The organism is Shewanella sp. WXL01, from assembly GCF_012263345.1.
Taxonomy (GTDB): Bacteria; Pseudomonadota; Gammaproteobacteria; order Enterobacterales; family Shewanellaceae; genus Shewanella; species Shewanella maritima.
On the sequence record NZ_JAAIKQ010000001.1, the window covers coordinates 79,700 to 94,419 of the forward strand.

Below are 14,720 nucleotides of genomic sequence, written 5' to 3' on the forward strand. Positions count from 1 at the left end.
AACCTGACCAACAGTTTGTGCAGCATCAATTTAGTTAACCTCCGTGTAAACTCTCACCTTTTGATATTCATAAAGGCGTATTGAATAATTCATATATTCGCAAATTTACTCGCCCACTCTAAATTATTCAATGGCTTTAACTTGCATCTTTGCGTTAATTTACATAGAGATACAAAGTGATACATTGGTTGTTGAGTCTGTGTGATCTATCTCACTGTATTGGCTCTATCGTCGTCGAGTGAGGATTTTATGACTTGTCTGTTTGGTAGCGAGCAAGAAACATCAGTGCAGTCTCTTTAGCTAGATGCAGTCGGTCACTTTCAGGTAACGGAGGTAAGTTACCTATGATATGTGACCAGAAACAATGGCCTTTCATTAGGTGCCAAATCTGCTCACTAGCAAATAAGGGGGCGCTGACTTCTAGACGACCATCTAATTTTGCCGCTTTTATCCAGCGTAGGATTGCTGTTTCTGAATCTTTCAAACGTTGCATTTCCTGGCTCATACCTGTGGTGTCGTAAAACAGGTGGCCAATTGCCATGCGGGCAACATCAATATTAACTTGTTGAGCCATTTGGTTGATTTCACCTAGTAGCAACTCCGTCAACTGACTTTGCAAGTCGCGATCGGCATCATACTCAAGCGTAGGGCGCGCGAGTGACTCTTCCCACAAGCGATTTACTAGGTGCATCACCAGCTCTTCTTTTGTTTTGAAGTGGTTGTACACGGTGCGCTTAGATACTTGCGCTTGTTCTGCAATCTTATCCATGCTCGTTGCTGCCACACCGCATTCAGTAAAAGCTTGCTGTGCGGCTTCAATTATTGCCTCACGCTTTATTTCACTGCGGGTTTTCTTTTGCTCGGTTGTCATGGTGTTGTCTCGCTGATTGCACAGGGGCATAAAAATGTTGATGAGTATTTTACACTGGGTAGTTTACTTTTCAAGATAACATGAGTAAACTAAACCGTGTAGTTTACTTTTTTGAGAGGTCGAAAGGTGAAAATGACAATTGCAGCCACATTAATGGCGCTATTTGCCATCGCACTGAGCATATATACGTGCAAGTACGTCAAAGCTGAATCGGTCGTTGAAGATGAGGCAAGTACTATGAGCAAACAAAAAACCAGTGGTGACAAGTTCATCAATAGTGAAACTGAATATAAAAGTGGTTTAGGTGACATATGGCAGATTATGAAAGCCTACGCTGGAGCCAAACGCGCTGCGCCAGCACCGACGGTGCAGGTACCAGTTGTGCCATTGACCAAATCGCAGCTGATTGCTGAGTCGCATGACGCTATTTATCGTTTGGGGCACTCAACTTTGCTGATGCGTATCGATGGTGAGTTTATCTTACTTGACCCTGTATTTAGTGAGCGAGCTTCACCTGTGCAATGGGCTGGCCCTAAGCGTTTCCATCAGTCGCCAATCAGCATTGAAGAGTTGCCACAGATTAAAGCGGTGATAATCAGCCATGATCACTATGACCATCTAGATAAGGCGGCAATTAAAGCCCTGGATGAAAAAGTGGCGCACTTTGTTACCCCGTTGAAAGTGGGTGACCATATGATTGATTGGGGCATTGACGCCGCTAAGGTAACCCAGCTTGCCTGGTGGCAAGACATTGAGCTTGGTTCATTAAAGTTAACAGCGACCCCAACTCAGCATTTCTCAGGCCGTGGCTTATTAGATAGAGACCACACATTATGGGCTAGCTGGGTGATCCAAGGGCAACAGCACCGCATATTTTTTAGTGGAGACAGTGGTTATTTTGGTGGATTTAAACAGATTGGTGAGCGCTTTGGTCCGTTTGACCTAACCTTAGTGGAGACAGGCGCGTATAACGAATTGTGGAGCGATATTCACATGTTGCCTGAGCAGAGCTTGCAAGCGCATATCGATTTACAAGGTAAAACTATGTTGCCGATCCATAACGGTACGTTTGACCTAGCGCTGCATGACTGGTTTGAGCCATTAGAGAAAATCAGCCAATTGGCCCAGGCGCACAATGTAGAGCTGGTGACGCCACGTTTTGGTGAAGAAGTGGTGATTGGTGAGGCGAGTTCGACCCATGCATGGTGGAAGCCCATGCTCAGCGCTGAAACCGAAACCGCTAGTAATGGAGCAATAAAACCAGTGGCTAACAATATATAAGTCGCTGTTTTGACTAAGTTCACAAACCAGAGTTTAACTTGGTCATTTATTGATCGAATTATTAGGCAAGAGAGATTTTAACCACTAACATTTGCTTAGCATTTTACTAATTTGCGTGTCTAAGTGTCGTCAAAATTTGTGGAATGTTAATGGATTGATAACAGCGGAGCGAATCTTATTATTTGTTTACAATTTAGGGCTCACAAGTTTGTTGTGAGCCCTAAACGCCTGTGAGATAAAGGCGCCAGCTAATTTTTAAGCAATAAAAAGTATTATCCCCAAGGAATAATATGATCCACCAAAGTGGGCGAGTTAGGGGATGCATTAGGAGTATAGATAACATGCACAAAGCACTCAAAATTGCCGCTGTTGTGGCAGCCACAATGTGGCTATCAGCTTGTAACCAAGAGGCACAACAAGCTGGCCAATCACAGCAGCAAAGACCGCCCACCCCAGTTGGAGTCATTACCGTTAAAGCTGCACCTCAAGCTATTGAAGTGGAGCTACCAGGTCGTAGCCGCGCCTATTTAGAGGCTGAGGTTCGCCCGCAGGTTACAGGTATCATTACCTCACGAGGTTTCACTGAGGGCGGTATCGTTGATCAAGGTCAATCACTGTACCAAATTGACCCAGCAACTTATGAAGCAACATTGATTAGCGCTAAAGCTGATTTAGCTCGTGCTTTAGCAGCATTAAGCTCTGCGAAAGCGACTTCTGAGCGCTATGAGGCTTTGGTGCAAACCAACGCGATTAGTAAACAGGATTACGATGAAGCATTTGCTGCTTATCAAGAAGCAAAAGCTGGTGTAGTTGTAGCTGAAGCGGCAATCAATACTGCGGAAATTAATTTGCAATATACCGAAGTAAAAGCACCGATTTCAGGCCGCATTAGTAAGTCTTCAGTTACAGCTGGAGCATTGGTAACAGCAAACCAAAACTCTACACTTGCAACTATCCAGCAATTAGATCCAATTAATGTCGACATTGCCCAATCTAGTGCGCAAATGTTACGCCTCAAGTCTCAGTTACGCGCCGGTAAGTTACAGCAATCTGAAGATGCGTCTGTTTCTCTGTTGTTAGAAGATGGTACAGAATATGAACATGCTGGCGTTCTGAAGTTTGCCGAAGTCAGTGTTGATGAAGCAACTGGCTCTGTGACGATCCGTGCTGAGTTTCCAAACCCTGATGGTTTATTGCTACCAGGCATGTATGTTCGTGCCCGTTTAGATACTGGTACTGACCCTAGCGCAATTTTAGTGCCGCAAAAGGCAGTAACTCGTAACCCTAAAGGTCAGCCGATGGTCATGGTGGTTAATGCTGAAAATACTGTTGAAGTTCGCATGGTTAAAACTGCCGAAGCAATTAACAACCAATGGCGTATTGTCGATGGCTTAGTCCCTGGGGATAAGCTCATTGTTGAAGGGCTGCAGAAAATTCGCCCTGGAGCACCAGTAGCACCACAAGTCGTGTCAACTTCGACACCAACTAAATAGGAAATCGTTATGGCACGTTTTTTCATCGATCGTCCTATTTTTGCGTGGGTGATCTCTATTTTAATCATGCTGGCAGGTGTCTTAGCTATTAAAGACCTACCTGTTGCCCAATACCCAAGTATTGCGCCACCGACTGTTGTCATTGATGCTACCTACCCAGGTGCTTCCGCTAAAACCATGGAAGACACTGTAACGCAGGTTATTGAGCAACGCATGACGGGTATTGACCACTTGCGTTATATCTCTTCAAGCAGTGATAGCTTTGGTAACGCAACAATTACCCTTACCTTCAATGCTGAAGCCGACCCAGATATTGCGCAAGTACAGGTACAAAACAAGCTGCAAGCGGCGATGACGCTGCTACCACAAGAAGTTCAAGCACAAGGAGTTAACGTTAACAAGTCCAGTGCTGGCTTCTTAATGGTTGCTGCGTTTGTATCTGAAGATGGTTCGCTGGCCAAAGATGATATTTCTGATTATGTGGCTGCTAACCTACAGGATCCAATGAGCCGTGTTCCGGGCGTTGGTGAACTGCAGTTATTCGGTGCGCAATATGCTATGCGTATCTGGCTAGAACCGCTAAAACTGACGCAATATAACCTAACCAGTATTGATGTTATGGCATCGATTCGTGAGCAAAACGCTCAGGTTTCTGCGGGGCAATTAGGTGGGGCACCATCTTTACCAGGCCAGGAGTTAAATGCGACTGTTACCGCACAAAGCCGGTTACAAACTCCTGAAGAATTTAAACGCATTATTTTAAAATCTGATTCTTCAGGTGCCAATGTGTACCTTGAAGACGTTGCACGTGTTGAGCTAGGTGCAGAAAGCTACTCGGTTGAATCATTCTATAATGGCAAGCCAGCAGCTGGTTTAGCATTCAAACTCGCGACAGGGGCTAATGCGTTAGATACTGCAAATAACATCCGCGAGCGTTTAGATGAGCTCAAGCAGTATTTTCCAGCTGGGCTAGAAATTCACTACCCATATGACACAACTCCATTTGTTGAAAAGTCAATTGAGGGTGTAGTTCATACCCTGCTTGAAGCAATTGTACTGGTATTTTTGATCATGTACCTGTTCTTGCAGAACTTTAGGGCTACTTTGATCCCAACTATTGCAGTTCCTGTGGTTCTGCTTGGTACATTTGCAATTCTTTCAGCAACTGGCTTTACCATTAATACGCTAACCATGTTTGCTATGGTGTTGGCGATTGGTCTACTGGTTGATGATGCCATCGTTGTGGTGGAGAACGTCGAACGGGTAATGAGTGAAGAGGGCTTAAGTCCACTTGAAGCAACCCGGAAATCCATGGACCAAATTACCGGTGCACTAGTAGGTATTGGTTTAACGCTATCTGCGGTATTCGTTCCGATGGCGTTTATGGAAGGTTCAACCGGTGTTATTTACCGCCAGTTCTCAATCACTATTGTATCTGCAATGGCCTTGTCGGTGTTTGTTGCTATGGTGCTGACACCAGCACTTTGTGCCACCATGCTAAAACCATTACCAAAAGGTCACACTCACGCTACAACGGGATTCTTCGGCTGGTTTAACCGTAATTTTGACAAACTGACTTCGCGTTATGAAGCGAGTGTTGCGTCTATCTTGAAACGCAGCGTTCGTATGATGTTTGTCTACTTAATGATTGGTGTTGCTACCGCGTGGATTTTCCTTCGCATGCCAACTGCATTTTTGCCAGATGAAGATCAGGGCATTATGTTTACTCAGGCTATTTTGCCTACCAACTCGACCCAAGAAAGTACCATCAAGGTATTAGAAGAAATTAGTGATTTCTATCTTGAAGAGGAAGGTGAAAACGTTAAATCTGTATTTAGCGTAGCTGGTTTCAGCTTTGCAGGTATGGGCCAAAACATGGGGATGTCGTTTGTTGGTTTACATGACTGGGCTGAGCGTCAAGATCCGGGGCAAGATGTAAAATCACTTTCTGGCCGTGCAATGGCTCGCTTCTCTCAAATAAAAGAAGCATTGGTATTTGCCTTTGTACCACCTGCTGTTATTGAACTGGGTACTGCCAACGGTTTCGATTTATATCTACAAGACCGCAGTGGTCAAGGACATGACGCGCTGATCAATGCTCGTAACCAACTACTGGGTATGGCTTCTCAAAATCCTAACCTTGTAGGGGTGCGTCCTAATGGTCAGGAAGATGCGCCTATGTATGAAATCAATATCGATCAAGCAAAAATTCGTGCGTTAGGTGTCGATATTGATAACGTCAATAGCATACTGGCAACGGCCTGGGGTGGTTCTTATGTCAATGATTTCATTGACCGTGGTCGTGTGAAAAAAGTTTATGTCCAAGGTGAAGCTGCATATCGTATGCAACCCAGCGACCTAGATTCATGGTATGTGCGTAACTCAGAAGGAGAAATGGTACCGTTTTCAGCATTTGCTTCAGGGCAATGGAATTACGGTTCTCCTCAGTTACAACGCTTTAACGGTGTACCTGCGGTAAACATTCAAGGTGCAACTGTTCCGGGTTACAGCACCGGTGATGCAATGGCAGATATTGAAGCAATGGTCGCTCAGCTACCGCCTGGATTTGGCGTTGAGTGGAACGGCTTGTCATATGAAGAGCGTTTGTCAGGTAATCAGGCTCCGGCCTTGTATGCGCTATCTATTTTGGTGGTGTTCCTGGTACTTGCAGCATTATATGAAAGCTGGTCTGTGCCGTTTGCGGTTATTCTTGTGGTGCCGTTGGGTGTGATTGGTGCACTGTTGGCAATGAATGGTCGCGGGTTACCTAACGACGTATTCTTCCAGGTTGGTCTGTTGACTACAGTCGGCCTCGCAACCAAGAACGCGATTTTGATTGTAGAGTTCGCCAAAGAGTTCTATGAGAAAGGTGCGGACTTAATGGATGCAACGCTGCATGCAGTTCGTGTACGTTTACGTCCAATCCTAATGACGTCACTGGCGTTTGGTTTCGGTGTTGTACCGTTAGCGATTAGTACTGGTGTGGGCTCAGGTAGTAAAAATGCTCTAGGTACTGGTGTACTTGGCGGTATGATGAGTTCGACCTTCTTAGGTATTTTCTTAATCCCACTGTTCTTCTTCGTGGTTGAGAAAGTCTTTAGTAAACGTGAGCGTGAAGCACGTAAAAAAGCGAAACCTCAAAGCCAAGGTTAACGTGAGATAATCTTAGTTAACTGAAAAAAGCTCGGCTTATGCCGAGCTTTTTTGTTCCTGCCAATTCATAACTTACTGTTATTAATGTTACATTCAAAAAATCTAATGATATATCTGACAATTTTGTAGGTTATGTTCTTTTAAGAACAGAGCTACTTTAGCAATCTCTTTAGTATTTCGTCTTGTTTCAGTTACCCACATAGGCGGACCAGTAGATGAAGAAGATTATCGGTTTAGTTGTCATGTTGATGAGTTGGCAAGCTCAAGCCCTAATTCAAGAGATCACTATTGATGGCAGTGTAAGCTTGCCGACTATGAAGGTAACGGTAAACACTGACCGTGAGCACACCTATTGGACAATGTACGAATCGAAAGGTGCAGACTTTGTTTCGCTAAGCACACTCACTAAAGCAGATGCCTACAAGTTGCGCGACATCGCAGCTAAAGCACATGACGCCTACGATGAAATCAAGGCCATTAATCGTTGCCCAAAGGACGATATTAAGTCGGGTTCGCTAGGGCAAATTAACTCACGTTCAGACCGAGCTTGGTTTCAGGTGGTTTGCCGCAATAACGATATCAAGTTGCACATAGTTATGTCTGATGAGTACGTCATTAATTATGTCGATGTTGCCGTTGAAGCTAATGACTTCAGCAAAAGAGTAGAAGCGTTGATAACCGAATTAGAAAAGCACTAACCGCTCTCAGCGATGATCCGTGCGCGAACGCAAGTAACTATTTGTTTTCATGTTCTGTTTAGCGAGCATGCTTAGAAAACATAGTTAGAGAATATGATGAGAGATTAACCTGAATTTAGGTTACCTATTATAAAGATCATGGATGTGGAACATTGAGGCTCGCCTCACTTATGACTTACCTTTATCCCCATTGAACAAGTCATTCGCCCAATCATTACGATTGGGCTTTTTTATGCCTGAAATTCATATCCTTAATCTACAAACTGTTCAGATTGGGTATTTGAGGCAGTTAAAGCGAAGCTAATGCTAACCTGAGCTTAGCGTCCAATTGTACAGGGTAAAAAGAGCAGTTAGTTCATTGATCGCCTGCCGAAAAATATAATAATTTTTGATCGAGTGATTAAAAATGTCTCACTAATGATTTTTAGCTATTTGTCTGAATTATATAAGTTTTAATTTTTCATCTGTTTAAGTTGTTCTTAAAAACTTGTTAATGAGCTGTTTTACAGTGCTTTTATGCTTAAATGGCTGAATTGGTGGGTTTATAGAACTTTATGGTTAGCTAGTGTTCATCAGGCTTTACATCTTGAAGCCATGAAAAGGTGATCTCGGTCGCATTTTATGCTTAGTATTAGTCTAGCTAAGCTCGTATTTCGTAGCTTCAACTGAGTGTAATTACACAACATCAGCTGAATTTCTAAAGTCGAGTTAAGGCTAAATATAAAAATAAAAAAGTGCGCCATAAGCACAAAAAACGAAGGATTTAGCAATGTTAGCCATCATACTGTGCCTAGGTTTGGCATTGATATCAGGCTGCTTGTGGTACGCCGGTCTTAATAAGCGTCGTAGCTCAGCAATCAAAGCCCTTAAAACCATACAGCAGAAAATTGACCTACGTTTAGCACTGCTGCAGGCATTTTCTAAAGAGACTCAAGCTTCTTGGTCTGCCAATGTGCGCAATAAATTCCATAAGCTAAAACTGCTTGAAGCTGAATCCGCATGGGATCAAAAGCTCGACACTGATTTAGCCACCATGCTTAAAGTGTGGCAACGACTCGATAAAGAATTGAATGAGTTTTTTGTGCTAATTGGTGAAACAAGTTTCTCTGCCAAGAAAAAACAGCAACAAAACCAACTTGCTCAAGATATCGAGACTGTGCAAAGCTTCTATAATCAAACCGTAACCGAGCTAAATTCTGGAGTGAATTTACTACCGGGCGCAGTGATCACACGCGTAACTAACCTTTCACCACTGCCAACCTTTGCCACTCCAGCTATCAACTAACTTTGAGCGAGTCTAGTAAGGAAAGCTGCTGTGACCCAAACCACTAACGTACCTATTTATCTGCGAGTTAATAAGTTGTGTACGTTAGTGCAATTATTGTGTTTTGCGCTGTTGGCTTGCTGCCAATTCGCGCTTGCTGCGGGTTCAGGCACAGACGCCAGCTCAAAATCCATTTCTAAACCCAAGCTAAGCCTGAGTCAACAAGGCAAAACCGCGATTAAACTGTCTCCGCCTGAGCAACATCAGTCTGATAGTGTGGTGCTTAACAACGACTATCCTCTTGAACAGGACACTTCAGTTAAAGCACCTAAACGCAGTATTAAAGCAAGCTATTCGGAAAATGGCATATTAAATGATATCGGGGTGGAAAAGCGCCGTGTATACCAATATCAAAATGCTGATGGCATTACGGTGTTCAGCGATAAAAGCCCACAGCACAATGACTATCAAGTCTTGTTGTATGAGTGTTTTGCCTGCCGCCCAGAGTCAACTATCGATTGGTATAAGATCCCGCTTAATACTGCTGACTATAAGCACTTTGTTAATAATGCCGCTCGCCAGCACAAGTTAGATGCGGCGCTTATTCGCGCAGTTATTCATGCTGAATCTGCCTTTAAAGAAAAGGCGGTATCCCGCGTGGGCGCCAAAGGCTTAATGCAATTGATGCCAGTTACGGCAAAAGAAATGGGCGTGCTGGACTCACTCAATGCGGCTGACAATATTAATGGTGGCAGTCGCTACCTTGCCAAGCTACTCAAGCAATTTAAAGGTGATCTTGAGCTAGCCTGCGCTGCCTACAATGCCGGCCCAAGCAATGTGCTCAAGCACAACGGTGTGCCGCCATTTCCCGAAACTCAGGCCTATGTAAAACGAGTACAAATTCTGTATAAACGCTATCAAAAAGCCCACAGAGCCAGCTGATCTGCCGCTCACCTAATTAATACCGTTATTCCTTACTTCTGCCAAATGAACTCTGAAACAAATACTTGCAGTGATTGTTTGGACTCACCTTGGTTAATTTAGTAGAACTAATAATCTGTTTGCCTGTTGGTCGACGTTGTCAGTATTCATAACTTTAAGGAACTCATCATGTCTCGCTTAGTTTCACAACTTATGACATCGCTTGTTGCAGTATGCTCGCTTGGCGCGATTGCCGAGCCTGCGCCATCTCAAGAAGATATGCGCCTGTATGATATTGCAACCGCGCCAAGTGCCGATAGATTGCGCGCTGATGTGACTAAGCTGGTGAGCTTTGGTACTCGCCATACCTTGTCTGATACCGAGTCAAACACCACAGGTATCGGCGCAGCAAGGCGCTGGATTGAAACGGAATTTAAGCAGATATCTAAAGAGTGTGGCGGCTGTTTAGAAGTGTTTACCGTGGCAAAAACCGTGCAAGGTAAGCGTATTGCAGAGCCAACTGAAGTGGTCAATGTGATTGCATTGCAGCGTGGTAGTGTCGACCCTAAGCGCGTAGTGATGATGAGTGGTGATATCGACTCGCGAGTCACCGATGTGTTAGATGCCAAATCACTGTCACCTGGGGCGAATGACAATGCGACAGGTGTCGCAGGCGCGTTAGAGGCAGCACGTGTGCTGTCAAAGTATAAGTTTAATGGCACCATTGTTTACGCTGCGCTTTCGGGTGAAGAACAAGGTTTATACGGCGGCGAGATTTTAGCTGATTACGCTAAAGAGCAGGGCTGGCGGGTTCAAGGTGTGCTCAATAATGACATGATCGGCAATATCGCGGGTATTAATGGTGTAATCAACAACTCTACGGTGCGCGTATTCTCTGAAGGAGTGCGTTACGTTGAGACTGAAGATGAAGCGCGCCAACGCTATTTTGGTGGCGGCGAGAATGATTCCGCCTCACGTAATCTGGCGCGCAACATCAAACGTTTGGTCGACCAATACATGACCAACCTTGATGTTCAGCTAGTTTATCGCTTGGATAGGTTCGGCCGCGGCGGTCATCACCTGCCATTTAATAAAGCTGGTTTCCCAGCGGTGCGCGTGATGGAAACGAATGAGCACTATCATCGCCAGCATCAGGATTTACGTATTGAAGATGGCATTGAGTATGGCGATACCATCGAAGGTGTCGATTTTGACTTTAACGCTAAACTCACCGCGTTAAACGCCATTAGCCTTGCGTCAATGGCGTGGGCGCCAGCACCGCCGCAGCAAGTAAATATCTTTGGTCACGTGTCGCCAAGTACCACCCTAAGCTGGCAAAAATCAACTGATGATAGTGTCGTGGGTTATCGCGTTTATTGGCGCTCGACTACTGCGCCAGAATGGACACATAGTCGGTATGTTGGCAAGGTGACCGAGTTTACGGTGGAAAACATGGTCATAGATAACTACCTGTTTGGTGTTGCCAGTGTTGCTGCCAACGGCAATGTCAGTCCTGTGGTGTTTCCAGGGCCATCGGGTAAGTTTTTTTAGTTGCTGTAATTAGGGCCTGTTGATCTTTGCTGATTAGAATTTGTTCGAATTAAAAGCACTTTAATCAAGACGCGAGCTATGCAGTTTAGTCGACTAAACAAGTGGCTCGTAACGTAGAGTAAAGCGCTTTTAAACGAACCTTTCAGGCAGCGCTTGTTGTCATTTCTACTGTGTTAACGACTTACTCATGTGGAATAACCACACATCAAAGTCGTTGCCTTGTATAAATTTCCAACAAGCAGCTGCAAAAGTAATCTTGAAAGATCAACAGGCCCTATTGCTCACAACAGTTCTCAGTGATGCCGGGTTTTGGCATAATAGCCGCTCACTTATTGGTAGGGTTAGTCAGTTGCAATTTCCGGTATTTTTCAATCAGCAGTATCCATCTCTTGTCGACATCGCCCAGCGTTGGAATTTGGTGTGGCAACAAGACGCTGAGTTCGAGCTGCGTTTTGAGCAAAATACCTTAACTTTGCATAAGCGTGATGAGCCGAAGTTAGCTGGCATTAGTGTTGACTTTGTTAGCGGCGCTGTCGCCCACAGGCGCAAGTTTGGCGGCGGTCGTGGTCAGGCAATCGCTAAAGCTGTTGGACTTAAGCAAGGTGTTACGCCAACAGTGGTTGATGGTACTGCAGGCCTTGGACGCGATGCATTTGTGCTGGCTAGCCTAGGTTGTAAAGTCACTATGGTTGAGCGTCATAGCGTGGTGGCTGCACTGCTTGAAGATGGTCTGCGCCGCGCCTATGACGATGCTGAAATTGGCGCTTGGATGCGCGAGCGTATGCAGCTATTTCATGGCTCTAGCCTTGAGGCGTTAGCTGATGCCGCTAAGGTTAGTGGAGATGAGATTGATGTTGTATACCTTGACCCTATGTATCCACATCGTGAAAAATCCGCCGCAGTGAAAAAAGAAATGCGTGTATTCCAAACCTTGGTAGGTGCAGACTTAGATGCCGACGGCCTGCTTGCCCCCGCATACGAGCTCGCCACTAAGCGTGTGGTGGTGAAGCGCCCAGATTATGCCGAAGATCTCGCTGGTAAAAAGCCAAGTACCGTTATCGCCACCAAGAAAAACCGCTTTGATGTTTATGTCAAAGCAGCGATGAAGTAGGCACTAAAGCCTACATTTGCCACTGCGATTACAAACTGTATCATTTAGCTATTTTGAGTTATCAAAGTTATAACTTTCAAATGGTTAGCCTGTAGCTGTCAGGTTTGCTTTACCCCTTTTACTCCTAGTTGCTCAGAATGTGTTCAAACCGCGTGCGGTTAAATTCCTCGCAAATTTCTAACCCTATTTTCAGTACGCTATATTTGTGACCGATATCTCATAAGACCACTTTAAATGTGTGGTCTTAGTCGACTGCATAGTTTAACAAGTGGCTTAAAAGCTAGGTAAGCATGATTGGGTAAATGGAATATGGCAGCAAATAAATTGACCGACGGCATTAGCGTGATCAATGAAGAAATTAGGATGAATGCAGGCGAGTTTATTGTCAGTAAGACAGATCTCAGAGGGCATCTGACCTACGCAAACCGCATTTTTATGGAGATAGCGCTTTATAGCGAAGAAGAGCTACTTAACGTCAACCACAACATCGTCCGCCACCCTGACATGCCAAAAGGTGTGTATCGTTTCATGTGGCAAACCCTAAAAAAACAACAAGAATTCTTCGGCTTTGTGAAAAACCTGCGAAAAGACGGTCGTTATTATTGGGTGTTTGCCAATGTGACCCCGGAATATGACGCTAATGGTAAGCATTGTGGCTACCTATCTGTGCGTCGTTGCCCACCCCGCAGCGCTATTGAAACCATTGAACCTATCTACAAAAAGATGCTCCAGTTAGAGCGTGCTGCGCGTAATGGTAAAGATGCCGAGCTGCAGTCTCTTGCCTATCTACAGCAGCAATTAGACCAGATGAATATTGAGTATCAGCATTTGGTGATCAACTTATTTGAGCAAGGGAAATAGGAAGTAAACATGATAAACGCGCAACCTGCCTCCAAACTTGCTGATAGTGATAAACACTACAAAGCCAACCCTATGTTGCACACTAAGCTCAAAGTCTTTGTGGGCATTTTTATTGCCTGCGCGCTGTTTTTGGTGCTGCATGCTTATGTGACTAGCAATACCTTTTGGCCGATGATGATCGTCGCCGCAGTATTGATTGTGGTGGCGCTTAAAGTTAGCTCAAGTATGAGTAAATACTTGCTGACACTAGAAAAAATTAACGCCATTTTGTTGGACGCTAATCGCGGCTATCTAAGTGGCCGAATAACCGATGCCAAAGGCTTAGGCGAAGTTGGCAAGGTGGCGTGGGAGTTAAATGAGTTTCTCGATGTTTTAGAAAATTACTTCAACGAAGTGGAAAGCAGCTTTCGTTATGCCGCTAAGAATGATTTCTCGCGACCGACTTTTCCGGTAGCTTTACCTGGCTCACTAAAGCACTCACTTGAGCATGTAAATGAGTCGCTGGCGGCAATGAAAGCCAACATTGAGTACATCTCCAAAAATGAGCTCAATGGCCGCCTATATGCGCAAAACACCCGTTTTTTAATTGAAGATTTGCAGGCAAGCCAAACCGACTTGAATGTGATGAACGAGAAAATCGCTGAGGTTGAGCGCCTTGCTCGTAACAATGCTGAATCAACTCAACAAAGTACTGAGTCTGTTGCTCATATTGTCAGTGCGTTAAGCACCATTAGTGACAATGTTGAGGGGGTTTCTGGCGTGGTTGACGAGTTAGCAACTGACAGTAAGGTGATCACCAAGTCGCTATCAAACATTACTGATATTGCTGACCAAACTAGCTTGTTGGCGCTTAACGCATCGATTGAAGCGGCAAGAGCTGGTGAGCATGGCCGCGGCTTTGCTGTGGTGGCGGAAGAAGTGAAATCGTTATCTGACAGAACCAAAACCATTGCCGATGAAATTAATGCGATTTTGGCGTCATTTGCCACCCGAGTGGAAACTATTACTGGGCTGTCGAAACAGTCAACTCAGTCAACCACAGATGCCAATGAGCTGGTGGCACAGGTGCACGCTAACATTGAGGACTTACTCGCCTCTGCTAAGCAAACGAATAGCTATGCCGCCTTTGCTAAAGATCAGGTAGCAGGCGCACTGGTAAAAACCGACCTGCTGGTGTTTAAACAAACCGCCTATAGCGCAATATCAGACCCAAGCGACTTAGTCAGCCGCGAAGCGGTTTCGGTTGATACCCATAGCTGCTCGTTTGGTCAATGGTACTATGGCGAGCATGGTGCTCACTTCAATATGACTAGCTCGTATCACGCGATTGAGAAGCCGCATGCTCAAGTGCATAGCTCAATTAGCGCGGCAATCGATTTGCTAGACCAAGGCTGGGAAAGCGATGCCAAACTGCGAAATGAGATTGTGGAATACGTTGAGCAAATGGAAGCATCGAGCAACCAGCTGTTAAGGCTGATTGATACCATGGTGACTGAGAAACAGCGCGCTTAATGGT

General features: G+C 44.9%; 11 protein-coding genes. 10 read left to right on the forward strand and 1 reads right to left on the reverse strand.

The features are described from left to right. Positions 1-247: 247 nt before the first annotated feature. Complete coding sequence (locus tag G3R49_RS00345) at positions 248-871, reverse strand: TetR/AcrR family transcriptional regulator (RefSeq protein ID WP_130599351.1); 624 nt, start codon at positions 869-871, stop codon at positions 248-250. A gap of 132 nt (positions 872-1,003) precedes the next feature. Here G3R49_RS00345 and G3R49_RS00350 point away from each other — a divergent pair, with 132 nt between their 5' ends. The 10 genes from G3R49_RS00350 (at position 1,004) to G3R49_RS00395 (ending at position 14,716) form a co-directional block, all read left to right on the forward strand. Continuing rightward, the gene (locus G3R49_RS00350; RefSeq protein WP_242620373.1) at positions 1,004-2,152 is read left to right on the forward strand and encodes an MBL fold metallo-hydrolase; all 1,149 of its coding nucleotides are present in this window, start codon (positions 1,004-1,006) and stop codon (positions 2,150-2,152) included. Positions 2,153-2,493: 341 nt separating this feature from the next. Next, complete coding sequence (locus G3R49_RS00355) at positions 2,494-3,645, forward strand: efflux RND transporter periplasmic adaptor subunit (protein WP_130599349.1); 1,152 nt, start codon at positions 2,494-2,496, stop codon at positions 3,643-3,645. A gap of 9 nt (positions 3,646-3,654) precedes the next feature. Then, entirely contained in the window at positions 3,655-6,798 is a 3,144-nt protein-coding gene (locus G3R49_RS00360) for an efflux RND transporter permease subunit (protein WP_130599347.1), read from the forward strand. Between the two features lie 215 nt (positions 6,799-7,013). Further along, complete coding sequence (locus tag G3R49_RS00365) at positions 7,014-7,496, forward strand: hypothetical protein (protein ID WP_130599345.1); 483 nt, start codon at positions 7,014-7,016, stop codon at positions 7,494-7,496. A 769-nt stretch (positions 7,497-8,265) separates the two neighbouring features. After that, complete coding sequence (locus G3R49_RS00370) at positions 8,266-8,781, forward strand: hypothetical protein (protein ID WP_130599343.1); 516 nt, start codon at positions 8,266-8,268, stop codon at positions 8,779-8,781. Between the two features lie 255 nt (positions 8,782-9,036). Further along, on the forward strand, positions 9,037-9,702 hold the full coding sequence (locus G3R49_RS00375) for a lytic transglycosylase domain-containing protein (RefSeq protein WP_242620402.1): 666 nt from the start codon (positions 9,037-9,039) through the stop codon (positions 9,700-9,702). Positions 9,703-9,870: 168 nt separating this feature from the next. Then, positions 9,871-11,232, forward strand: a complete 1,362-nt coding sequence (locus G3R49_RS00380) for a M28 family peptidase (protein WP_130599341.1) — start codon at positions 9,871-9,873, stop codon at positions 11,230-11,232. A 349-nt stretch (positions 11,233-11,581) separates the two neighbouring features. Beyond that, entirely contained in the window at positions 11,582-12,343 is a 762-nt protein-coding gene (locus G3R49_RS00385) for a class I SAM-dependent methyltransferase (protein WP_130599339.1), read from the forward strand. Between the two features lie 309 nt (positions 12,344-12,652). Further along, entirely contained in the window at positions 12,653-13,204 is a 552-nt protein-coding gene (locus G3R49_RS00390) for a PAS domain-containing protein (protein WP_130599337.1), read from the forward strand. A 9-nt stretch (positions 13,205-13,213) separates the two neighbouring features. After that, a complete protein-coding gene (locus G3R49_RS00395) occupies positions 13,214-14,716 on the forward strand; it encodes a methyl-accepting chemotaxis protein (RefSeq protein WP_167868286.1) in 1,503 nt (500 codons plus the stop codon). Positions 14,717-14,720 lie beyond the last annotated feature (4 nt).